The organism is Sphingomonas telluris, from assembly GCF_022568775.1.
In the GTDB taxonomy this organism is placed as follows: domain Bacteria; phylum Pseudomonadota; class Alphaproteobacteria; order Sphingomonadales; family Sphingomonadaceae; genus Sphingomicrobium; species Sphingomicrobium telluris.
Window position 1 is genome coordinate 751,099 of sequence record NZ_JAKZHW010000001.1, and the last position, 22,770, is coordinate 773,868.

Here is a 22,770-nt window from a genome sequence, read left to right on the forward strand (position 1 = left end):
ACTTGCATACAAATGCAAATGCGTGGATACAGCCCATCCCATGATTCGGACGGCAATTCTTGGAGCCTCGGGCTATGTCGGCGGCGAGCTGCTGCGCTTGATCGCTGCGCACCCGCGCCTGCGCGCCACGAAACTGTTCGGCGAAAGCAAGGCTGGACGGACTGTAGCCGAAGTGCATCCCCATCTCGCGCCGGTTTATGCAGATACCACCTTCGGGCGTTTCGACGAGGCGGCGCTCGAGGATGTTGATCTCGTTTTCGCCGCGCTCCCGCATGGCCATAGCCAGGCATTGGCCGCCACGATCTTGGCCCGCGGAATTCCGTTCGTGGATCTCGGCGCCGATTTCCGGCTTGACGACGCGGCGACCTACGAGCGCTGGTACGGTCACGCGCACGAGGCGCCGGACCTCCTCGGCGAGTTCGTCTACGGCATCCCGGAGATCAATCGCGTGGCGATCCGTGGTTCGAAGGCGGTAGCCGCCGCAGGTTGCTACGCCACGGCCGCGATTCTGGCATTGAAGCCTCTGGTGGATGCGAACATCGTAGATTCGAAGGACATTATCGTCGACGCAGCTTCCGGGGTCAGCGGCGCCGGTCGCGAGGCGAAGGAAGCCACTGGGTTCAGTACCGTCGACGGAAGCTTCGCTGCGTACGGCCTGCTCAGTCACCGCCACACGGCCGAAATGGAAATGGCGTTAGAGGCGCGCGTGCTGTTCACGCCGCATCTCGTGCCGATGACCCGCGGCATTCTCGCGACCTGCTATGCCGAAGCGACTGGCGCGGGCGATCCGCTGGAGGCGCTTAAGGCCGCCTATGCGGACGAGCGGTTCGTGCACGCTACGGATGCGGCGCCGGCGACGAAGTGGGTTAGCGGGTCGAATGGCGTGCAGCTCACGGCGCGCTACGACGATCGCACCGGCAAGGTGCTCGCGCTTTCGGCGATCGACAATCTCGGAAAGGGCGCGGCAGGTCAGATGATCCAGTGCGCCAATCTCATGCTCGGCCTCGACGAAGCGGCCGGGCTCACTGCATGCGGAGTTTATCCATGAGCGTTACTGCGGCCGAAGGGTTCGTCGCGGCCGGTTGCCATGCCGGGATCAAGAAGCGGCGCTTCGACATGGCGTTGTTGGCGACCGTGGATCGTCAACCCGTCGCCTGCGCGGCCGTATTCACTCAGAACAAGTTCGCGGCGCCGCCGGTCGAGCTCGACCGTAAGCTGCTTGCTGCCAACGGCGGGCGTGTCTCCGCCGTCATCGTGAATTCCGGCAATGCGAACGCCGGAACGGGTGCGTCGGGCTACAAGGACGCGCAGCTGATGGGGGCGGCTGCCGGCGATGCGCTGGGCATCGATGCGTCGCAGGTGCTGGTCTGCTCGACCGGCATCATCGGGACTCCTCTACCGATGGAGCCGATCCTTCATGCGACGCCCAAGCTAGCCAAGAAGCTTTCGGTGGATGGGGGCGACGACGCCGCACGGGGCATTCTGACCACCGATCACAAACCTAAGACGGTTGTGATCAAGGCATCGACCTTCACGCTCGGCGGAATGGCCAAGGGCTGCGGCATGATCGCGCCCAACATGGCGACGATGCTGGCGTTCCTGACTACGGACGCGGATGTGCCGCGGGAGCTGATCCAGAAGGTGCTCCGCTCGGCTTCGGACGCGACCTTCAACACGCTCAACGTCGATGGCGCGACCTCGACCAACGACACCGCCATGGTGCTCGCTTCGGGCCGGCGCGGGCAGGCGAGCCACGAGGAGTTCGGGAACGCGCTTCTGGCGGCATGCGAGGACCTGACCATGCAGATGGCGCGGGACGCTGAGGGCATGACTCGGATCGCGCGCCTCGTCGTCACCGGAGCCGCTAATGACAATGAGGCGAGGATCGCCGCGAAAAACATCGTCGAGAACAATCTCGTCAAATGCAGCTGGTACGGCGGCGACCCTTACTGGGGACGTCTGATGGCCGCCGCGGGCTCCGCAGGTGTTGCGCTGGACGTTGCCAAGTCGCGAGTCGCTTACGGCGGCATCGTCGTCGCCAGAGGCGGCGCGGGAATTGAGCATGATGGCGTAGCGCTGGCGCGCCACATGATGGGTGACGAAGTGCAGATCGAGGTTCACCTCGGCGCGGGCAAAGCCTCCGCAAAGATGATCGGCATCGACCTCGGCCCTGGTTACATCAAAGAGAATAGCAAGACGTCATGACGCCAACCGAGACGGCGCAGGTCCTCGTCGAGGCGCTGCCCTACATCCGCCAGTTCGCCGGCAAGTCGATCGTCGTGAAGCTCGGCGGAGCAGCGATCGATCGCGAGTCCGATCTTGCTCTAGCCCAGGACGTGCTCCTGCTGCGGAGCGTCGGCGTTCGCTGTGTGCTGGTGCACGGCGGCGGCCCGCAGGTCGACACGATGCTCCGACGTGTGGGCAAGGAGCCCGAGTTCCGCGACGGCCTCCGCGTCACCGACGAGGAGACGCTCGAGATCGTACGCATGGTCCTGGTCGGAAAAATCAACCGCGACCTAGTGGCGACGATCAACAGCCAGGCGGGCGCTGAGCCGGTCGCCGTCGGCGTCTCCGGCGAAGACGCAGGGTTACTGACCGTCACGCCCGCCGACCGGGCGCTTGGCTTCGTCGGCAACGTCACGGGCGTCCGCGCGGAGTTGCTGCACCGCTTGCTCGACGACGGGCTGACGCCGGTCGTGTCGACGATCGGAGCCAATGCTGAGGGGCAGCCCTACAACGTGAACGCGGACGAGGCGGCGCGCGCCATCGCGGTCGCGATGCAGGCCGAGAAGATCGTCTATCTGACCGCGGTCCCCGGTCTCCTCGAAGACCCCAAGGACGAGAACACGCTGGTGCACCGCCTGACCTCCGCGGAGCTTCGTGACCGGATCGAGCACGAGAGCGTGGGCAAGGGCATGATCCCCAAGCTCAAGGCTTGCGCGGATGCGGTCGACCAGGGCGTCGGCTTCGCGCACATCATCGACGGACGAGTGCACCACTCGCTCCTGATCGAGCTTCTGACCGACCACGGCGTCGGCACGATGGTAAAGCGGGAGGCAAGCTGGTGAGACATCTTCTCGCGATTCGCGACCTGAGCGCCGACGATCTCAAGGAGATCCTCGCGCTGTCGGAAGGCGCCTACACTCACGTCCTGCAGGACAAGGGCGTCGCGCTCTACTTCGAGAAGCCGAGTGCTCGCACCCGCAACTCGATGGAGGTCGCCTCGGCCCAGCTTGGCGGTCACCCCATGTACCTTCAGCCTAACGAGCTCGGCATCGGTTCGCGCGAGAGCGTGGAAGACGTGACCCGCACGCTTGCCTGCTACCACGCAATCATTGCCGCGCGGGTGTTCGATCACGCGCTTCTCGAGCAGATGGCGGCGGTCAATGCGGTACCCATCCTCAACCTGCTTTCGGGAAGCGATCACCCGCTGCAGGCACTGGCCGACCTGCTCACCATCAAGCAGCTGGTCGGCCGCATCGAGGGCGTGCGCATCGCGTTCATCGGAGAAGCAAACAATGTCGCCCGCTCGCTCGCGGAGGCCTGTGTTCTGCTGGGTGCCGAACTCAATGTCGCGAGTCCGGTGGGCTTTGGCTTCGGTCGGCCGATGCTCGCGGTGAACCAGGTGGTCGACCCCGCCGAGGCGGTCGAGGGAGCCGACATCGTCTATTCCGACGTCTGGGTGTCCATGGGCGACGAGGACAGTCCCGATCGCCGGAAGGCCTTCGCACCGTATCAAGTGAATAGCGCGCTGATGGCGAAGGCGCCCGGCGCCCGCTTCCTGCATTGCCTGCCCGCGCACCGGGGCGAGGAAGTCACCGCCGACGTGATCGACGGACCGCAATCGGCCGTATGGAAACAGGCAGAAAACCGGATGCACACGGCGCGCGGAGCGATGCTCTGGCTCGCCCGCGGCAAAGCCTGAGAATCAAGGACGAAGAATGACGAACAAGAAGCTCAAGGTGGTGCTCGCCTATTCGGGCGGCCTCGACACCTCAATCATCCTGAAGTGGTTGCAGACCGAATATGACGCGGAGGTCGTGACCTTCACTGCTGACCTCGGGCAGGGAGAGGAAGTCGAGCCGGCGCGGCGAAAGGCCGAGATGCTGGGCGTGAAGCCGGAGAATATCTTTATCGACGATTTGCGCGAGGAGTTCGTTCGCGATTTCGTCTTCCCGATGTTCCGCGCCAACACGGTCTATGAGGGGCAATATCTGCTCGGCACGTCGATCGCCCGTCCGCTCATTGCCAAGCGGCAGATCGAGATTGCGCGGCAGGTCGGCGCGGACGCCGTCTGCCACGGTGCGACCGGCAAGGGTAACGACCAGGTGCGCTTCGAGCTCGGCTACTACGCGTTGGAACCTAACATCCGCGTGATGGCGCCGTGGCGCGAGTGGAAGTTCGCGAGCCGGGAGGCGCTGATCGATTTCGCCGAGAAGCACCAGATTCCGATCGCCAAGGACAAGCGCGGCGACGCGCCGTTCTCGATCGACGCGAACCTCCTGCACTCGTCCTCGGAGGGTAAGGTGCTTGAGGATCCGTCGGTGGATGCGCCGGAATATGTGCACCAGCGGACGATTTCGCCCGAGGATGCCCCGGACAAGGCAACGACGATCACGATCGATTTCGAGCGCGGCGATCCGGTCGCGATTGATGGCGAGAAGCTATCGCCTGCGACACTGTTAGAACGCCTAAACCAGCTTGGGCACGACAATGGCATTGGCCGCCTCGACCTCGTCGAGAACCGCTTCGTCGGCATGAAGTCTCGCGGTGTCTATGAGACGCCGGGCGGGACGATCCTTCTTGCGGCGCATCGCGGCATCGAGAGCATCACCGTCGATGGCGGCGCGATGCATCTCAAGGACGAGTTGATGCCGCGCTACGCGAGCCTCATCTACAACGGCTTCTGGTTCTCGCCGGAGCGCGAGATGCTGCAGTCGGCGATCGACAAGAGCCAGGAGCATGTCACCGGCCGCGTCACGATGAAGCTCTACAAGGGCAATGCGACGGTCATCGGCCGGACGAGCGACCATTCAATCTACGACCAAGACCTCGTGACGTTCGAGGAAGGCACCGGCGATTACGACCAGCGTGATGCGGCGGGCTTCATCCGGCTGAACGCGTTGCGGCTGCGGACGCTTGGCCAGCGCGAGCGGCGGCTAAAGGCCTAGGTCGGCCTTCGCCTTCGCGACCTGTTCCCGGACACGGTCGGGAGCGGTTCCGCCATAGCTGGTGCGGCTGCGCACGGATGCGTCAACGCTGAGCACGTCGAACACACGCTCATCGATGCGCGGGTCGATGTTCTTCAGGGCTTCGAGCGGGAGCTGGTCGAGCCCGCATCCACGGTCTTCGGCAAGCTTCACCGCTGCACCGGTGATGTGATGCGCCTCACGAAACGGGACGCCGGCTTCGCGCACGAGCCAGTCCGCCAGATCGGTGGCGGTCGAGAAGCCTTGCTCGGTCGCGGCCCGCATCCGCTCCGTCACGAACTCGCAGGTTTCGACCATGCCGCCGAGCGCCTGAAGGGAGATCGTGAGCAGGTCGGCCGCCTCGAAGACAGGCTCCTTGTCGTCCTGCATGTCCTTCGAATAGGCGAGCGGAAGGCCCTTCATCGTCACCATTAGCGATGTGAGGCAGCCCATGATGCGCCCGCTGTGTCCGCGCACGAGCTCTGCCGCGTCGGGATTGCGCTTCTGCGGCATGATCGATGAGCCGGTCGAGAACTCGTCCGCTAGCTCGAGGAAGCCGAACTGCGGGCTGGCCCAGATGATCAGCTCTTCCGCAAGGCGCGACAAGTGCAGGCTGCACTGCGCGGCCGCAGAAAGGTAATCGAGTGCGAAGTCGCGGTCGGAGACACTGTCGAGGCTGTTCGCGGTGGGCCGATCGAACCCAAGAGCCTTAGCTGTGCCCTCGCGATCGAGCGGGAATCCGGTTCCCGCCAAGGCCGCGCTGCCAAGTGGGCTCTCGTTCATCCGGTCGCGAGCGTCTTTGAAGCGCGACAGGTCGCGGCGAAGCATCTCGTAATAGGCCAGGAGGTGGTGACCGAGCGTCACCGGCTGCGCGACCTGCAGGTGCGTGAAGCCGGGCATGACGGTTTCGGCATGCTTGTCCGCGAGTTCTACGAGGGTCCGCTGAAGATCGCGGACGTTCGAAATTGCGTCGTCGCAGGCGCTCCGTACCCACATGCGGAAGTCTATCGCGACTTGGTCGTTGCGTGAGCGCGCGGTGTGCAACCGCCCAGCCGCCGGACCGATCAGTTCGGTCAGTCGATGCTCGACGGTCATGTGGATGTCCTCAAGCTCTAAGCGCTCAGGAACCCCGTCACGCTCGAACTCCTCGGCGATGACCTCGAGGCCCTTCAGGATCGCATCCGCATCCTCAGCACCGACGATCCCTTGATCGCGGAGCATCGTCGCGTGCGCCTTCGATGCCTCGATGTCCTGCCGCCACAGGCGCTTGTCGAATGTGATCGAGGCATTTATGCGCGTCATCAGGTTGGAGGCCTTGCCGCGGAAGCGGCCGCCCCAGGTTTTCTGAGCGGAAGAATCGTCGGACACAGAGGGGCGTTGCCACCGCTCAACTCAGCGGTCAAACCATGCACGAATGGGGCATCCAGCTGGATCCGGCGACGGCACTCGGTCCTGGAGGGGGGAGGGCGCGATCTTCGCCGCCACCCTGCTGTTCATGCTGTGGCCGCTGCTTCTTAATGGCGCGCCATTCTATTCCGAGGATAGCCCTAGCTATCTCCGCGGCGGAGCTTTTGGATTCAGCACCGGGTTTCTGATCCTGGGCCACTGGTGGCAGGCGCTTCTCGGGAGCGCTTCTGCGGTGAGCGCTGCTCCCGATCCGCATGCCGTCGTTTCGACCGCGGTTGCCGAGGCGGGCGGGACACGGTCGGTCATCTACAGCGTCACGACCTACTTGTTACGTGCGCCCGGGATGACCCTGGTTGCTCTTGCGGTCGCGCAGGCTGCTGCCGTGACGGCCATGATCGGCTGCTTTCGGCGCTTGATCGCACCCGGCTTAAGCGTCTCGGTGGCCGTCATGGCGGGTGCGGCCATCGCCTTCCTGACTTCGGCGGGCTGGTACGCGGCCTACGCGGTCCCCGACATTTTCGCCGGCGTGGCGATCTGCGGCGCTCTCGCATTGACGGTCTTCTTCGATCGCCTGAGCAAATTGGCGCGCGCCTTGCTCGTGCTTCTAACGGCCTTTTCCATCACCGTGCACGGCAGTCACCTGCCTTTGACGTTCGCGGTGCTGGTGGCGGGCGTGACCGCCAATCTGTGGCTAAGGCGCAAAACGTCAGTGCCTCTGTTCGCGTGGGCAGCCGGCCCGTTGGTGCTAGCGGTTCTTGCCTTGCTAGCGACGTCTTACGTGGCGTTCGGCGAGTTGAGCCTCGCTCCGAAGCGCTATCCGATCCAGCTTGCGCGGTCGGTCGCAGACGGACCCGGCGCCTGGTACCTGCGCGACCATTGCGCGACCCAGCATTACGCGATCTGCGAGCTGTTCGGGCGCAATCCTCCGCGCGATGTCGGCGACTTCCTGTGGGCGAAGACTGGCGTCCGGTATCGGGCAACACCGGAGCAGATGGACCGCATCCGGGCGGAAGAGAGCATGATCGTCCGCGCCGCAGCCATGGAATATCCGGGTGTGCAGATCCGGCGGTCGGTGACGAACACGTTCGTGCAGCTTTTCCGATTCGGTCCGCAGGGCCTGATTTTCGGGCGGCGGATTGTTGGCGCCGAAGACCCCACGCTGGAACAGGCGAGCCCTGACCGGCCAGCACTAAAGGTTGCGGGCTTCTTCCTCATCTACGCCAGCTTTCTGGCCAGCATTGTGGCGCTGATTGCTTACCGGCGACGCCTGACGAGAGAGGAGGTGGCGGCGATCTGCGTCGTGGCCGTCGGACTACTCGCGAACGCGGCGGTCTGCGGAATCCTGTCTGCCGTCACCGACCGCTATCAGGGACGCGTGGCCTGGGTGCTGCCCGCGCTCGCTTGCGCCATCCTGTTGCGTGTTTGGAATGGAAGCAGACCGCCCGTCACCAGCGCGTAGGTCACGCTGGCATAGAGGTGATAGCACCAGTGCAACGCAATGTCTGCCAAGCCGGCTCGCAGACCTGCGGTCCTGAACAGGAAAGCGAGAAACCTGAAATTCAGGGCGATGTAAGCGGCCGCTGCGAGAGGGACGAAGGGCCATAGGCTGGGCCGCCAGGCCGTGAACAGCGCGGCCACCCAGACGAGGTGTGCACAAACCGCCGCGGCCCGCTCACGCTTTGAAATGTTGAGATCGTTCGCCTTGCCGCGGCCGTCGCGCATCAGGCGGGCCCATGGGATCGCGCGGCGGAAGATGTCCGTCTTCCAGAGCTGGCCTAGGCCCCAGTCCTTGTGGTGCGTGCCGAGCGCATCCTTTACCAGCACAATTCGGCCGCCTCCTTCGACGATGCGGATGCCAAGCTCGACGTCTTCGATGCTCGGTTCTTCGAACATCGGGTTGAATCCGCGATGCGTTTGAAAGGTTGCCCGCCTAATGGCGCCGAGACCGCTCCAGAAGGTGAAGGCTTCCGTGCGGCCTTGCTGGTGAACCCAGTGGTGGCGGAGGTTTGCGTAGAGCGCTGACAAGCGCCGCGATTTCGGATGATCATCGTAGGAGCCGAAAGCGGCAACGGCGTCCGTCCTGACTAGCGGTTCCTCGAGCCTTCCGAGCGCTTGCGGATGGACTGCCACATCTGCGTCCACAAACACGATAGTGTCGGCCTCGGTCAGGCCAGCGGCGTAATTCCTTCCGATCGCGGGTCCCTGTTGCGAACCGCCATTCCCAACTACGACCGCACCGGCAGAGCGTGCAATTGATGCCGTGTCGTCGGTCGACCCATCGTCGAACAGGATAATTGCGTCGGGTTTCCGGTTCGACTTGGCCAGCGCGTTCAGACAGTCCGAAAGGGTCGAAGCCGCATTGTATGCGGGAATGACCACGGCGAGCTTGCCCTGGGATGCGCTCACTGGCGCTCCGCCTTAGCCGGCTCACCGCGCTGCCCACCGACCTGGAACTCCTCGTGATAGGAACGCTCCACGTTCACGTCCCAGAGGTCGTGGCTCTCGCCCAAAATGTTCCGTGCCGCGAGCATGGCCGTCAGCATCGAATGGTCCTGGTTGTTATAGCGATGCATTCCGTTGCGGCCGACGACCTGGAGGTTCTCGAAGCCTTCGATCCAGGCCCGGATTTCCGCGAGCGCCGCGCGATAGTCTCGGTCGTAGACCGGATAGGCCTTCTCCTGCCGGATCACCGTTCCATCGACGACCGATCCCGGGCGGGCCAGACCTAGTTCCTCCAATTCCTTTGTCGCCAGAGCAATCAGGTGGGCATCGTCCGAATCCCACAACTCGCTGCCGGTGTCGCAGAAATATTCCATACCGATGCTCGATTTGCCCGGCTCGGGAACGAGGTCGGGCGACCATGCGCGGAAATTCTGGATCCGTCCGACGCGCTGTTCGGGGCTGTGAACGTAGATCCAATTGTCGGCGAACGGATCTGCGTGATCGAGGATGAGGACGACGATCAGGAAATCGCGATATTTGAGATGCTCGGCTGCCTTCTTCACGCTTTCCGGCGCAGATGGGTCCATGGCTCGAACGAGGTCTCGAAGCGGCATTGACGAGATGAACTCGCTGCCCTCCACGACACAGGTCGATGGGTGTGCCTTACCGTTTTCCCGAACCTCGACCGCGCTTACTTTCTTGCCGTCGTTCAGGATGCGGACGACCTCGCTGTTCATCCGGACCGTCTGGCCGCGCTCGACGATGCGATCGCGGAACATCTCCCACATCATGCCCGGACCAAGGCGGGGATAGCGGAATTCTTCGATCAGGCTTGTGCTGTCGTTCTTCGCGGTGAAGGCGCTGAGCACGGCTTTCTTCAGCGACAGATTCTTGATCCGCTGTTCCGCCCAGTCCGCCCGGATTTCCGCGCAGGGAATGCCCCAGACCTTCTCTGTGTAGGTGCGGAAGAAGTGCTGGAAGAGGCGGCCGCCGAAGCGGTTCATCACCCACTGCTCGAAATTCTCTTCGATCGGATGCGGGCGGACCTGCCACTTCACGTAGCTGAGCGCGATCCGGACGGTCTCGTAAGCGCCGATCGTTCTCAGCGCGTTGAAGGGGCGGAGCGGGTAATCGTAGAATTTGCTGCGGTAGTAGATGCGGCTCATGCGCGGGCGAAGGAGGAACTCTTCGCCGCAAACCTCATGCCAGAGATCGTCGACCTCCTTGACCTTGGTGAAGAAGCGGTGTCCGCCGATGTCGAAGCGGTAGCCCTTGTACTCCTCAGTCCTGGCGATGCCCCCGACCTGGTTGCTTCCCTCGAGGACGGTGACCTTGAGCGCGGGGTTGAGCTTTCCGAGCTCGTAGGCCGCAGTGAGCCCAGCGGGGCCGCCGCCGATGATTACGACGGAGCCGGACGAGCCTTCTGGCCGTTCAGTCGGAGCATCCCACGCGACTGAGACTTGCTCTTCACTGTCTGTCATTCACGTCCGCACCGAGTTTCGATCGGCCGGCAAGTATCCTGAATACCGGGGAATGACTGCTGCTCTAAATCGAGCGTCCCGCTTCGAGACGATGCCGGCGATCGGCCGGGATTATCGCATGTTACCAGCCGTTGTTGAACTCCGAATGCAAATGACTGAAATTCGAGTGGATGGACACCGTTCGCCTTGGCCGATCCCAGCTGATCTCCAGCGTCATCGGACTGGGTGGCGGAAGCAGCGGCCGCTTCGGCCTGGCGAAGGGCGGCACCAAGTCCGATGCGGTGAGGCTCATCCGCACGGCGCTCGATCTCGGCATCACTCACTTCGACGGTGCCGGACTTGCTGGAGGCGTGGACGAGCTGCTGGTTGAGGGGCTCGCCGGACGGCGCCAGGGCATCCTCCTCGCGACCAAAGTGCATCTTGGGATCGATCCTCCCTTCGCCAGTGGCAAATCGGCGCAGCGCCTTTCCTCATGGACGGCGCGGCGGTCCGGATTGGTCTGCTCGGCCGCAACCTTGAGAAAGAGGGTCGAACGGACTCTCCGTTCGTTGAAGACCGATCGGGTCGACGTCCTGTACCTGCACGCCGTTTCTCCCAGGCAGTACGCTTTGGTAGCCGAGCGCATCTTGCCTGAGCTCCTGCGTCTAAGGGAAGAGGGGAAGGTCCAAGCCATCGGCATTACCGAGGCGTTCCTGAAAGATCCGAAGCACCGGATGCTGGAGGCAGCGGTGACGGACGCCAATCTCGATGTCGTGATGGTTGGCTTCAACTTTCGCAATGCAAGTGCCGGCGAGCATGTCATACCCGCTGCAGCGAAAGCCGACATGGGCACGGTAGGGATGTTCGCGCTTCGCGGCCTTTTCAGGCGCAAGGCGCGCCACATCGAGACCTTCACAAGGGAGATCGCCGAAGCCGGTGCATTCGATCTGGCGGATCTGGCCTATCGCTATTGCCGCCATCACTCAGGATTGAACGTCGTGCTGACAGGCACCGGCAATCCGGAGCACTTGCGTCAGAACGTCAGGTCCGCTCTCGCGCCGCCTCTTTCTGAGCAGGTGCTCGCTCATCTGAAGAAGCATGTACGCGAAGATGATCCTCGTTGATCACGAGCCAGGTCAGTCCTCCGATCGCGCCCACGACAAGGCGCACCAGCCCGAAGACGATCGATAGAGCCAACGCCTCCTTCGCGCCGACCCCCGCGATGGCCAAAAAGTAGACGAAGGTGAGCTCGCGAATGCCCCAGCCGCCAAGGGATACTGGGACCATTGCGACCAGTAGCGCGGCGGGCGTCAGCGCGAAGAGGGCGGCGACCGAGATCGGGATGCTCAGCCCAACGGCTAGACACGCGAGTATTGCGACGCGCAGCAGGTGCTGAACGAGAGCGGCGACCCAGCTGACCGCGTTGCGTGAACTTGGAACGAGTAATCGCCGGAACTCCTCGGAGGCAGTCTCAAGCTTCCGGAATAACGGCCATCTCTCGAGCCAGGAGTCGCGCAAGGGAAGGTGGACGAGCACGAGAAGGACGGCGAAGGCCGCAACCGCTGCGAGCAGGATCGTCGACAGGAGCATCGTCTCGCGCTTCCTATCGGCCAGTCGCAGCGCGATCGGGAATCCCGCCATCATGACCAGCACTAGCGTGGCGTAGGACAATGCGCGCTGGGCGATGATCACTCGCGCTGCGGCACCGACGGACATGCCGACGCGAGACAGTTGCACGCCGCGGAACACGTCGCCGCCGATCGTCGATGGCGCCAGGTTGGCGAAAAACCACCCGACGAGGCTGTAGAGCAGGGCCGAGCCGGCGGACAGCCGACGCCCGAACGTGCGCAGGATGCCCGCCAGCAGCACGGCGTCGGAGACGACCAGCAGTCCCGTCAGCAGGAGGGCGGCGGCCGCCCAGCCGACGTTGAGATCAGAAAGGAGAACCGCGACGCCACGGAAGTCGACCGTGCGGAAGGCGATCCACAGCAAGAGAGCGGTGACCAGACATTTGATCGCGAGTTTCACAGCGGCCCCGGTTCCAACATGACACAGCGCGTTACCCGGAATTCTTTGCGCAAGCGTATCTATCGCAGTAGTTTTCGCTCGTTGCGAGGCTAGCAGGGGCTTGTGCGGGTGACGTCTGACTTCGGACAAGCAGCGTTGCCCAATAGCCCCAAGCTGTTGATGCTGGGCCTCGATGCGGTGAGCCTCCCCTTCATTCGAGAGAATCTCGACGCCCTTCCAACCCTCGCGTCACTGCTCAGTGAGGGCATGCTCCGCGACCTCAAATCGTCAGCGACCTATTTGTCGGCAAGCGTCTGGCCCACGTTCTCCACCGGCGTGCAGCCAGGCGAGCACGGCCAGTATTTCCCGTTTCAATGGTCCGGCGAAACCCGGCACTATCGGCGTGTCGCCGACCCGCGATGGTCGAACCAGTTCGATTGTGAGCCCTTTTGGCATCGCGTGACGCGAGCGGGACATCCGGTGATCGCATTCGACGTCGCTCACGCGCTTCACGACGAGCGCGCACCGTGCTTGCAGATCACCAATTGGTCGTACCAAAGCTCCGGCGCGGCCAAGTCTTCACATCCAGAAATCTTGCGCGAGATCCAGCGGCGCTTCGGAAAGCGACCAATCGGCCCGGAAGTGCCTGTCGCGAAGACGGCCAGGCAGTGCGCCTCGATCCAGAAACACCTGAGCTCTGCGGTTCGGGCCAAGGCGGACGCCACGATCTACCTCATGCAAAGGCCTTGGAGCCTGTTCGTGACCGGCTGGTACGAGGCGCATCGCGCGGGTCACAACCTTTGGCCCGTCGAAGGCGAATTCGCCTCTGACGCTGCGCCGGATGCGATGCTCGAAGTCTACCGCGAGACCGATCGTCAACTGGGGCGGGTGCTCGCGGCGCTTCGCGAACAGGATGCCGAGACGTCCGTACTCCTGTTCTCGCTTCACGGAATGGAGCCCAACCGCGCTCAGGACCATTTCCTCGGTGAAATCCTGAACCGGCTGAACCGGCTTTACCTGGGGCAGGCAACCAGTGGCTCGACCAGGTCGTCGGCGCTGAACACGATGGCCTTCCTCCGGGCGGCTCTTCCCCCGACGCTGCAATATCGTGCGGCAAGCCTCCTCGGCGAAGATGTGCAGGACTGGGTGGTCAATCGATCGCTGACGGGCGGTCGCTATTGGAGCCGTACCCCGTCCTTCCCGATATTGAGCGGAGGCGAGGGGCTTATTCGTCTGAGCGTGAAGGGCAGGGAAGCACCGGGCTATTTCGAGCCGGGAAGCGCCGATCTCGCGGACTATGTGGATTGGCTGTGCGCGCGGCTGGGCGCGATCAAGGTCACTGCGACGGGCGAGCCGTTGATCCGCCGGATCAGTGTCGTCGACGACGAACTGCCGGGATCTCGGCGACGTTTCCTTCCCGATCTAATCCTTGAATGGGCCCCGGATGCGCCGGTCAGCGGGGTGGGTTCACACGACATTGGGGAGATCGAAGTGTTCCTCGCGACCGGACGGGGCGGCAATCACAATGATTCCGCGTTCCTCGTCGCTACGGGCGGGAGGGCTTTCCTGGATGAAGTCGAACGCGTGCGGGACATCGCGGAACTCGGTCCGGTCGCGGAAAGCTACCTCGCGCCGTTTAGTGCTTAGCGTTCTGGACATCCACGCGAATGATCGCACCCTTCGTGAAAGATCGCGCCGCGGCGGCAAGATCGGCGGGCGTGATGCTGTCGAGACTTGCGCGCAACTGCTCGTGAGACACTAGCCCTTCTGTCGCGACGAAATTGCGGATGAGCTTGTCGGCGAGTTCGTCATTGCTCTGGGCTGCGGACACATCACGGCCGAGCAGGTGAGCGCGGGCGGCATCGACCTCCGCCTGCGTTGGCGGCTCGCTGATCAGCTTCGCGAGTTGCGCCTTGAGCTCGCTTTCCATCGCATCTGCCTTGTCCGGGTCGACGCCGGTCGAGATCGCCACCCAGGTTCGCCGTCCATCGGTCCCCAGCGCGCTGTAGATGTGATAGACGAGCCCCTTCTCGGTGATAGCGGACCTCCCCAGCCTGCCGGAGTAATCGTGCGTCAGGACGTAGAGCAGCATTCGCCACGCCAGCGCTTCACGGGTGCCGGGTGCCGGGCCTTCGACGACATACCCGAGGCCTCCTTGCGCAAGGGGTTTGGCAATCTTCTCCCGGACGCCCTGGCCGCGTGGTGCGGCATGGTCGGCGGGCACCTTGGCTGCAGGCGTCGTGCCAAGTTCCTTCTCAAGCATGGCAAAGGTCTTAGAAGGATCGACACTGCCGGCCACGACGACCGCGATCGGTTGTGGGGGAACGGCGGCGCCCGTGATCATTTGCGCCTCGATGATCTGTTGAAGCCGGGTCTCGGGATCGCTGCTCGGTTCGGCCGGGCCCGCCGGACCTTCGCGCAGCGCCGCGAGCGTCCGCTTCACCAGGTCGCCCAACGCGGCCGGGTCCCCCGAGCGGAGAACGAGACCGAGTCCCGGCAAGTCACCAGGTCTCCTTCCGTTCTTCACAGGCGCCGATAGTAGAAGCTCGACCGAAACCGTGTCGGAGAGTGGACTATGCTGGACGATGGCAGATAGCCCTCCCGAAAGGCGCCTCATCTCCGGCGCTGCCGCCTGCGTCGCGGGCGGATGTGAGCCTTGGCGATTCTCTGCAGACTTCTGGTTCGCCACGCCGAGCGTAGCTTCGGGCTGGGGGCCGGGGACCATCCATGCGACCGTCCGCTTTTCGGGCGCGAGATAGGTTCGGGCGACGCGCTGAACGTCTTTCGCACTGACCTTTGCTATGGATGCCGGGAGGCCAAGCAGCACATCCAGTGCACCGATCCCTTCGAAATAAGCGAGCTGGTGCGCCGCATCCTCGGTCGTGAGGATATCCTCGCTCAGCGTCTTGGCGAGGTGCGTTTTTGCTTGCTGAAGCTGCGTCGTTGAAATCGGTCGATCGCGAAGGTCAGCGATCTTGCTTTGTATCTGTCGCTCGACCGTTGCCTGATCCGCTTGCGCTGCGATCGTGCCGCTGAGCATGTACAGAAACGGGTCGTGCGTCGCGGGCAGCCAGGCGCCGATGTCTTCGGTGATACCGGCAAGGAGGGACCCTTCGGCCGCCGGGCTCGCGGACCAGCCGCTCTGCCGGGGGTTGAGGCCCGGAGTCCCGGAAAACAATTGCTGAACGAGGAGAAACGCGGGGAAGTCACCGCTTGACGCGGCGGGCGAGGGGAATGCGATCTGGAAATACTGCCGGTCGACGGGCCCGGTGAGCTGGGTTCGCCTCTCGCCGCGCTGACGCAGTTCCGCCGTGAAGTGCGGCGCGGCGACGGCTCTTGCGGGCACGTTTGCGAAGGTTCGCTCCACTAGTGCCTTGGCCTGCGCGAGATCGAAGTCGCCGGCGATGGCGAGAACCGCGTTCCCCGGCGCGTAATGGCTCGCGTAATAACTACGCGCATCATCGATCGTGAGCTGCTCCACATCGCTCACGTATCCGGCCATCGGGCTTCCGTAGGGATGTGACTGGATCGCGGTTCGGGCGACGGCGTCCTGGAGCACCGACATTGGATCGTTCTCGTAGCTGTGAAGCTCCGTGACGACCGCGCCTTTTTCCGCAGTAATCGAGCCTGGGTCGATCACCGTTCGTGCCATGCGGTCGGCCTCGATTCTCAGGAGCAGTTCCAGCCCATCGCGCGGCATGGTCGCGAAGTAGGTCGTTTGGTCCATGGCCGTATAGCCGTGCCATTCGCCGCCCGCGTCGTAGATGAGCTCCGTCGCGCGTCCCCGCGGGAAGTTGGCGCTGCCTCGAAACGCCAGATGTTCAAGGAAATGAGCGAGGCCCGTCTTGCCGGTCACCTCGGCCGCGGAACCGCTCTTGTAGAGAACTTGCACGCTGACCACCGGAAAGCTGTGATCTTCGAGCATAATGACCGTGAGGCCGTTCGGCAGATGGCTGACGGAGGCCCTGTTGAGATCGAGCTTGGCGGAGGCCGGGGCTGCACAGGCGACGGCGAACGCGAGAAAGAAGAACCGTAGCGACTTCATCGGGCGGCATTGAAGCCGAAGCTACGGACGTTAGTCTAGCGTAATGACCTCGGCGCACGTTTTTCACCGCTTCACATCGGCGCGCCCCCCAATCGCCACTCACGGCGAAGGCATTTACCTCTTCGATGCCGAAGGCCGTCGGTATGTCGATGCGTGCGGCGGAGCGGCGGTCTCGTGCCTCGGGCATGCGCACCCGGAGATCGCAGCGGCAGTGGCGGAGCAGGTCGCCAAGCTCGAATATGTTCACACCGGTTTCTTCACGTCCGAAGCAGCCGAAGAGCTTGCGGATACGATGGCGGAGATGTCGCCGGGGCTCGAACGGGTCTGGTTTACGGGCAGCGGCTCGGAGGCGATCGAGGCAGCGCTGAAGCTTGCTCGCCAATACCATCTGGAGCGCGGAGACATCGGCAGAAGCCGCGTCATCACGCGTCGGCAGAGCTATCACGGCAATACGCTCGGTGCGCTCGCCGCCGGCGGAAGCGTCTGGCGGCGCGCGCCTTACGAGCCGCTGCTGATCGAGGTGCCGGAGATCGATACGTGCTTCGAATATCGCTTCGCGGAGCCGGGCGAGACTGCTGAGGCTTACGGTCGCCGTGCTGCGCAGGCCCTCGATGACGAGATCGTTCGGCTTGGCCCGGATACGGTGATTGCCTTTCTGGCCGAGACGATCGTGGGAGCTACCGCCGGCGCCGTTCCGCCGGCCGGCGATTATCTCCGGCAAGTCCGCGAGACTTGCGATCGCCATGGCGTTCTCCTCATCCTCGACGAAGTCATGTGCGGAAGTGGGCGAACGGGCACCTTCCTGGCCTGCGAACAATATGGGGTCGTTCCCGATATTCTCACGCTCGGAAAGGGCCTTGGTGCCGGTTACCAGCCCATCGGGGCGGTCATGTGCACGAGCGAGGTCTATGACGCGGTTGCGAGCGGTTCGGGGGCGTTGAAGCACGGCCAGACGTACAATGCCCACCCCGTTGGGTGCGCGGCAGGGCTTGCAGTCCAGCGCGTCATACGGCGCGATCGGCTTCTCAAGCGGGTTTGTGAGGCGGGTGAGCAATTGAGCAACCTGCTTGAAGCTCGCTTCGCCAACCATCCCAACGTGGGCGACATACGCGGTGTGGGTCTTTTGCGGGCCATCGAACTCGTGAAGGATCGCGCGACTAAGGCGCCGTTCGATCCCGCACTCGCGCTGCATCAGCGCGCTAAGGAGGACGCATTCGAACGCGGGCTGCTGATCTATCCGGGCGGAGGCACGATCGACGGCCGCAGCGGTGACCACATCCTGCTCGCGCCGCCCTACCACGTCACCGACGGCGAACTCGAACTGATCGTCGACCTGCTCGCCAAAACCCTGGATTCGATACTGCCCTCATGACTCGCGATCCACGCTACGACATCCTGTTCGAACCCGTCCGCATCGGTCCGGTCACGGCGCGCAACCGCTTCTACCAGGTCCCCCACTGCACCGGCATCGGATGGACGCAGCCGGAGACCCTCGCGCGCCTGCGCGGGATCAAGGCGGAGGGCGGCTGGGCCGTCGTCGCGACCGAGGAAACGGAGATTCATCCGACCGGCGACTGCGAGCCGTTCCACGAGGGGCGCCTGTGGGACGACCGCGACATTCCGGCGATGGCGATCATGGCCGACGCCGTGCACGAATATGGAGCGCTCGCGGCGATCGAGATCATGCACCACGGCGGCTCGGCGGCGAATTGGGGAACCCGACTCGCGCCCATGGCGCCTTCGCACCGCCCGATCATCTATTACTCGCCGGTCCAGGCTCGGCGGATGGACAAGCAGGACATTCGCGACCTGCGCAAATGGCACCGCGACGCGGCGATCCGGTCGAAGAAGGCGGGCTTCGACATCGTCTACGTTTATGCGACGCACGATCTGTCGATCGCGCAGCAGTTTCTCGAGCGGCGCAAGAACGATCGCATCGACGAATATGGCGGCAGCCTGGAGAACAGGGCGCGACTGCTGCGAGAGCTGATCGAGGATACGAAGGAGGCCGTGGGCGACAAATGCGCCGTCGCCGTTCGCATCGCCGCAGATGAGCTGATCGGCGACATCGGTCTGACCCACGATGGCGAGGCGCGCGACGTGATCGCCATGCTCGCCGAGTTGCCCGATCTGTGGGACGTCAACATCTCGAACTGGCCTAACGACAGCCAGACGTCCCGCTTCGCCAAGGAGGGCTTCCAGGAGCAGTACACGAGCTTCGTGAAGTCGCTGACGACCAAGCCCGTGGTCGGCGTAGGCCGCTTCACTTCGCCAGACACCATGGTCTCGCAGATCAGGCGCGGCATTCTCGACTTCATTGGCGCCGCGCGGCCCTCGATCGCCGATCCTTTCCTTCCGAAGAAGATCGAGGAAGGGCGGGTCGACGAGATCCGCGAATGCATCGGCTGCAACATGTGCGTGTCGAGCGACTACACGTCGACCAACCTGCGCTGCACGCAGAACCCGACGATGGGCGAGGAGTGGCGAAGGGGCTGGCACCCGGAGATCATCCCGCCGAAAAAGTCCGAGGGTTCGGTGCTGGTCGTGGGCGCGGGTCCTGCCGGGCTGGAAGCAGCGCTCGCCGCCGCCCGGCGCGGATTCGAGGTGCACCTCGCCGAGGCGGGTTCCGACCTCGGCGGTCGGGTCACGCGCGAGAGCCGCTTGCCGGGCCTTTCGGAGTGGGCGCGTGTGCGCGACTGGCGCGTGGGTCAGCTCGAGCGGATGGCCAATGTCTCGATCTATCGCGACAGCACGCTGGAGGCCGAACATGTGCTGGAATTCGGAGCGCGGCATGTCGCTCTTGCGACGGGCTCCACGTGGCGGCGCGACGGCATAGGCCGGGATTCAGGCTTCGAAGTGCCGGGCTTCGACCTTCAGAATGTCTTCACGCCCGACGACCTGATGAGCGAGCGCGTTCCGTCGGCTGGCCCCGTCATCATCTGGGACGACGATCATTATTACATGGGCGGCGTGCTTGCTGAGCGCTGCCGGGCCGCGGGTTTGGACGTGACGATCGTCACGCCCGCCGCGATGGTCTCAGCCTGGACGGTGAACACCCTGGAGGCCGTGCCGATCGCGAAACGGATCGCGCGCCTCGGGATCGATGTCGTGACGTACGCGAGCGTGGTCAGCTTCGATGGCGCGAAAGTCGTGCTCGTGAGCGGCCTGACCGGTGAGGCGAGCGAGTTGCTGTGTGCGTCGTTGGTCACGCTCACGGCGCGGCTGCCCGTTGAGGCACTGTACCTCGACCTCGAAGGCACCCGCGACCGGTGGACCGATGCCGGCATCGCCTCGCTCACGCGCATCGGCGATTGCTGGGCGCCGAGCACGATCCAGCAGGCCGTCTATACGGGGCATAAGTGGGCCAGGGGCCTCGACGAGGAGCCCGAGCTTCTCATTCCTCGCGAGCTGCCGAGGATCGAGTCCGGACGCCTGAAAGTCGATCTATGAGGCTTGCGCTCGCGCTCCTCGCGATGGTCGTCGCGGCGAACCAAGCGGATGCGCGAGCACGCGACCTCGGCGTTCCGTTCGAAGGTTCGCCCGGACCGCTGAACGCGATCACGGACGTGCGCGGTGTGGAGGTCGGCCAAAAGACGCTGATTGATGGCGAGGGGCCGCTGAAGTTCGGCGTGGGGCCGGTGCGCACTGGTGTGACCGTCGTATTCCCGCGCGGTCATGCCGATCCGCGCCCCGTTTACGGTGGCTTCTTCAACCTCAACGGCAATGGCGAGATGACGGGCCGCGCCTATCTCGACGACTTCGGCATCGTGCAGGGACCGATCGGCATTACCGACACGAACGGCGTCGGGCAGGTCTATGCCGGTATCCAGCAATGGAGCGCCAAGCATTTCTCAAGCGCGACCTGGCCGGTCGTCGCCGAGACCTGGAGCGGCTATCTCAACGATCTCGAAGGCTTTCACGTTACTGCCGACACGGCAATTGCGGCTCTGGACACGGCTCGCTCGGGTTCCGTGGAGGAAGGAAACGTCGGCGGCGGGACCGGCATGGTCTGCTTCGGCTTCAAGGGCGGCATCGGCACTGCGTCGCGTGTCGTGTCCCTGGCCGATCGAAGCTACACTCTCGGCGTGCTTGTCCAATGCAATACGGGCGATCGGAAGGTACTGCGGATCGCTGGCGCGCCCGTCGGCGCAGCGCTAGCGAAGCGCTGGCTTCCCTGCTTCGATCCGAAGCTCGCGGCGAAGCCTGGCGATCTGCCCGCTTGCACCGCTGACGGATCGAGAGGCCTGCCGTCGCCTGACGAAGGGTCGATCATCATCGTGGTTGGCACCGATGCCCCGCTGATGCCGAAGCAGCTCGACCGCGTGGCCAAGCGCGCTGCCATGGGTTTGGCGCGGCTCGGTTCCTACTCGGGCAACGGTTCGGGCGATCTGATCGTCAGCTTCTCGACTGCGCCGGCTGAAGTGAACCATGAAGACCAGCAGAAGCCGGACGCGGTCATGCCCGTCGCGAACGCGAACATCGATCCATTGTTAGAAGCAACTGTGCAGGCGACAGAGGAAGCGATCGTCAACGCGCTCGTCGCTGCCCGCACGATGACCGGCGCGAACGGAGCACGATACTTCGGCATCCCGCACGACGAGCTCCGCACCATTCTGAAGAGCTACAACCGGCTAGAGGCCCGCAAATGAACCTGCCGCGCGTTACTTATTCCAACACCGGCGAGGATTTTTCCGGCGTTCATGCTTTCCTCGACGAGATCATTCCGGATGCCGAGGCGCGCCTCTTCGGCAATATTCGGCCTGGACTGATCGGCGGGCTGGATCGTCCAGAGGGCCATGTGGTCACCGCGCGAAGTCCGATCGACTATAGCGTCATCCTCGGCGACTTCCCGCAAGCCGACGGCGCCATCGTGGACGAGGCGGTAGAAGCCGCGCGTTCGGCCTATCCGTCGTGGCGCGCCATGGGCTGGCAACGGCGCATCGCCATCCTTCGATCCGGAGCGGACGTGCTCGAAGAGCGCAAGTGGGACTTGTCGGTCGCGTGCTTGATCGAAGTTGGAAAGTCGCGGCTCGAGGCGGTCGGAGAGGTCGAGGAAGCGATCGATCTAGTACGGCACTATTGCGACGAGATGGAGCGCACGGATGGCTTCCGCGAGGAGCGACCCGGCGCCTCAGCGGCGGAGAAATGCAGCGTTGTGCTTCGGCCCTACGGCGTCTTCGGAGTGATCGCGCCGTTCAACTTCCCCGTCGCCTTGTCGGTCGGAATGATGTCAGCGGCGCTGGTGGCGGGCAACACAGCGGTCTTCAAGCCGAGCGACGCAGCGGGACTGACCGGACGGCTAGTCGTCGAGGCGCTCGTAGATGGTGGACTTCCGGACGGCGTTCTCAACCTCGTCCAAGGCGGCCGTGAGACGGGCGAATTGCTGGCCAAGCATCCGCGGGTCGACGGCTTCGCGTTCACGGGCTCGAATGCGGTCGGCATGACCATCCTGCGCCGTGCGGCGGCGTCAACCGCGACCCGACCGGTCCTCGCGGAGATGGGCGGCAAGAACCCCGCCTTCATCACCGCGACCGCGGATCTCAACGTTGCGGCTCTGGGCGTTGCCCGCTCCGCGTTCGGCTTGTCCGGACAGAAGTGCAGTGCGGCGTCTAAGGCCTATGTCGACCGATCCATCTTCGACGACTTCGTCGGCGCGCTGATCGGTACCACCAACAAGCTTGTCGTGGGCGATCCTCGCCGGCAGGAAGTCTTCATGGGGCCGGTCATCAATGATGAGGCCCAGGAACGGCTGACGCGGGCAGCGCGTGAGGCGGACACGCACGGGACCGTTCTGTTAGGCGGCGAGCGCCTCGAAGGCGGCCTGTTCGACGGCGGGCCCTACGTCGAGCCGACGATCGTTTCCGGACTCCCGAGCGGTCATCGTATCAATCGAGACGAGCTCTTCACCCCCTTCCTGAGCTTGCTGCCTTTCGAAGACCTGGAGGAGGCAATCGCGGACTCGAACCGGAGCGCCTTCGGACTGACCGCGGGTGTCTACACGCAGGACGAGCAGGAACTCGGACTCTTCCTCAACACGATCGAGGCCGGCGTGCTCTATGCCAACCGCGCGAGCGGAGCGACGACGGGCGCCTGGCCCGGCTTCCAGACCTTTTGCGGATGGAAGGGCTCGGGAACGACCGGGAAGGGCGGGCTTGGCAGCTGGTACGTCCCGCAGTTCATGCGCGAGCAGAGCCACACCTTGTTCGGCACACTGTGAAGC

At 64.0% G+C, this 22,770-nt stretch carries 17 protein-coding genes; 12 read left to right on the forward strand and 5 right to left on the reverse strand.

The window, feature by feature from the left end; genetic code table 11:
- The first annotated feature begins 40 nt into the window (after positions 1-40).
- From argC to LZ016_RS03925, 5 genes are read left to right on the forward strand one after another with little or no spacing between them, the layout of a single operon-like run.
- Positions 41-1,048 carry an N-acetyl-gamma-glutamyl-phosphate reductase gene (gene argC / locus LZ016_RS03905; protein ID WP_241445981.1) on the forward strand — a complete coding sequence of 336 codons (1,008 nt, stop codon included), beginning with the start codon at positions 41-43 and terminating at the stop codon, positions 1,046-1,048.
- Complete coding sequence (gene argJ, locus LZ016_RS03910; protein WP_241445984.1) at positions 1,045-2,205, forward strand: bifunctional glutamate N-acetyltransferase/amino-acid acetyltransferase ArgJ; 1,161 nt, start codon at positions 1,045-1,047, stop codon at positions 2,203-2,205. Before argC ends, argJ begins: the two co-directional genes overlap by 4 nt.
- Positions 2,202-3,068 carry an acetylglutamate kinase gene (gene argB, locus LZ016_RS03915; RefSeq protein WP_241445986.1) on the forward strand — a complete coding sequence of 289 codons (867 nt, stop codon included), beginning with the start codon at positions 2,202-2,204 and terminating at the stop codon, positions 3,066-3,068. The genes argJ and argB overlap by 4 nt, the downstream gene beginning before the upstream one ends.
- Positions 3,065-3,925: an ornithine carbamoyltransferase gene (gene argF, locus LZ016_RS03920; protein WP_241445988.1), complete on the forward strand. Its 861-nt coding sequence runs from the start codon at positions 3,065-3,067 to the stop codon at positions 3,923-3,925. The genes argB and argF overlap by 4 nt, the downstream gene beginning before the upstream one ends.
- A 16-nt stretch (positions 3,926-3,941) precedes the next feature.
- Positions 3,942-5,171, forward strand: a complete 1,230-nt coding sequence (locus LZ016_RS03925) for an argininosuccinate synthase (protein WP_241445989.1) — start codon at positions 3,942-3,944, stop codon at positions 5,169-5,171.
- On the opposite strand, the gene argH is transcribed toward LZ016_RS03925, so the two are convergent.
- Positions 5,160-6,557, reverse strand: a complete 1,398-nt coding sequence (gene argH / locus LZ016_RS03930) for an argininosuccinate lyase (protein ID WP_241445990.1) — start codon at positions 6,555-6,557, stop codon at positions 5,160-5,162. The genes LZ016_RS03925 and argH overlap by 12 nt on opposite strands.
- Before the next feature lie 46 nt (positions 6,558-6,603).
- Here argH and LZ016_RS03935 point away from each other — a divergent pair, with 46 nt between their 5' ends.
- Complete coding sequence (locus LZ016_RS03935) at positions 6,604-8,055, forward strand: hypothetical protein (RefSeq protein ID WP_241445991.1); 1,452 nt, start codon at positions 6,604-6,606, stop codon at positions 8,053-8,055.
- Here LZ016_RS03935 and LZ016_RS03940 read toward each other — a convergent pair.
- Entirely contained in the window at positions 7,962-9,002 is a 1,041-nt protein-coding gene (locus LZ016_RS03940; RefSeq protein ID WP_241445992.1) for a glycosyltransferase family 2 protein, read from the reverse strand. The genes LZ016_RS03935 and LZ016_RS03940 overlap by 94 nt on opposite strands.
- Positions 8,999-10,519, reverse strand: a complete 1,521-nt coding sequence (locus tag LZ016_RS03945; RefSeq protein ID WP_241445993.1) for an NAD(P)/FAD-dependent oxidoreductase — start codon at positions 10,517-10,519, stop codon at positions 8,999-9,001. Before LZ016_RS03945 ends, LZ016_RS03940 begins: the two co-directional genes overlap by 4 nt.
- A 170-nt stretch (positions 10,520-10,689) precedes the next feature.
- On the opposite strand from LZ016_RS03945, the gene LZ016_RS03950 reads away from it, so the two are divergent.
- Complete coding sequence (locus tag LZ016_RS03950; protein WP_241445994.1) at positions 10,690-11,622, forward strand: aldo/keto reductase; 933 nt, start codon at positions 10,690-10,692, stop codon at positions 11,620-11,622.
- Here the strand turns inward: LZ016_RS03950 and LZ016_RS03955 are convergent.
- Entirely contained in the window at positions 11,540-12,526 is a 987-nt protein-coding gene (locus LZ016_RS03955; protein WP_241445995.1) for a lysylphosphatidylglycerol synthase transmembrane domain-containing protein, read from the reverse strand. The two genes, LZ016_RS03950 and LZ016_RS03955, sit on opposite strands and share 83 nt — an antisense overlap.
- 102 nt (positions 12,527-12,628) lie before the next feature.
- Here LZ016_RS03955 and LZ016_RS03960 point away from each other — a divergent pair, with 102 nt between their 5' ends.
- The gene (locus tag LZ016_RS03960) at positions 12,629-14,152 is read left to right on the forward strand and encodes an alkaline phosphatase family protein (RefSeq protein ID WP_241445997.1); all 1,524 of its coding nucleotides are present in this window, start codon (positions 12,629-12,631) and stop codon (positions 14,150-14,152) included.
- Here the strand turns inward: LZ016_RS03960 and LZ016_RS03965 are convergent.
- The gene (locus LZ016_RS03965) at positions 14,142-16,550 is read right to left on the reverse strand and encodes a M16 family metallopeptidase (RefSeq protein WP_241445999.1); all 2,409 of its coding nucleotides are present in this window, start codon (positions 16,548-16,550) and stop codon (positions 14,142-14,144) included. The two genes, LZ016_RS03960 and LZ016_RS03965, sit on opposite strands and share 11 nt — an antisense overlap.
- A 43-nt stretch (positions 16,551-16,593) precedes the next feature.
- Between LZ016_RS03965 and LZ016_RS03970 the strand changes: the two genes are divergently transcribed.
- Genes LZ016_RS03970 through LZ016_RS03985 form a run of 4 tightly spaced genes read left to right on the forward strand, consistent with a single transcriptional unit; the run spans position 16,594 to position 22,767 of the window.
- Complete coding sequence (locus LZ016_RS03970; RefSeq protein WP_241446000.1) at positions 16,594-17,922, forward strand: aspartate aminotransferase family protein; 1,329 nt, start codon at positions 16,594-16,596, stop codon at positions 17,920-17,922.
- A complete protein-coding gene (locus LZ016_RS03975) occupies positions 17,919-20,000 on the forward strand; it encodes an oxidoreductase (RefSeq protein WP_241446001.1) in 2,082 nt (693 codons plus the stop codon). Before LZ016_RS03970 ends, LZ016_RS03975 begins: the two co-directional genes overlap by 4 nt.
- Complete coding sequence (locus LZ016_RS03980; RefSeq protein WP_241446002.1) at positions 19,997-21,199, forward strand: DmpA family aminopeptidase; 1,203 nt, start codon at positions 19,997-19,999, stop codon at positions 21,197-21,199. Before LZ016_RS03975 ends, LZ016_RS03980 begins: the two co-directional genes overlap by 4 nt.
- Positions 21,196-22,767 carry an aldehyde dehydrogenase family protein gene (locus LZ016_RS03985; protein ID WP_241446003.1) on the forward strand — a complete coding sequence of 524 codons (1,572 nt, stop codon included), beginning with the start codon at positions 21,196-21,198 and terminating at the stop codon, positions 22,765-22,767. Before LZ016_RS03980 ends, LZ016_RS03985 begins: the two co-directional genes overlap by 4 nt.
- The last annotated feature ends 3 nt before the right edge of the window (positions 22,768-22,770 follow it).

Coding starts and splice junctions, on each gene's coding strand:
- argC (WP_241445981.1), top strand. CDS start 41: ATGATTCGGACGGCAATTCTTGGAGCCTCGGGCTATGTCGGCGGCGAG.
- argJ (WP_241445984.1), top strand. CDS start 1,045: ATGAGCGTTACTGCGGCCGAAGGGTTCGTCGCGGCCGGTTGCCATGCC.
- argB (WP_241445986.1), top strand. CDS start 2,202: ATGACGCCAACCGAGACGGCGCAGGTCCTCGTCGAGGCGCTGCCCTAC.
- LZ016_RS03925 (WP_241445989.1), top strand. CDS start 3,942: ATGACGAACAAGAAGCTCAAGGTGGTGCTCGCCTATTCGGGCGGCCTC.
- LZ016_RS03935 (WP_241445991.1), top strand. CDS start 6,604: ATGGGGCATCCAGCTGGATCCGGCGACGGCACTCGGTCCTGGAGGGGG.
- LZ016_RS03945 (WP_241445993.1), bottom strand. CDS start 10,519: ATGACAGACAGTGAAGAGCAAGTCTCAGTCGCGTGGGATGCTCCGACT.
- LZ016_RS03950 (WP_241445994.1), top strand. CDS start 10,690: ATGGACACCGTTCGCCTTGGCCGATCCCAGCTGATCTCCAGCGTCATC.
- LZ016_RS03965 (WP_241445999.1), bottom strand. CDS start 16,550: ATGAAGTCGCTACGGTTCTTCTTTCTCGCGTTCGCCGTCGCCTGTGCA.
- LZ016_RS03970 (WP_241446000.1), top strand. CDS start 16,594: ATGACCTCGGCGCACGTTTTTCACCGCTTCACATCGGCGCGCCCCCCA.
- LZ016_RS03975 (WP_241446001.1), top strand. CDS start 17,919: ATGACTCGCGATCCACGCTACGACATCCTGTTCGAACCCGTCCGCATC.
- LZ016_RS03980 (WP_241446002.1), top strand. CDS start 19,997: ATGAGGCTTGCGCTCGCGCTCCTCGCGATGGTCGTCGCGGCGAACCAA.
- LZ016_RS03985 (WP_241446003.1), top strand. CDS start 21,196: ATGAACCTGCCGCGCGTTACTTATTCCAACACCGGCGAGGATTTTTCC.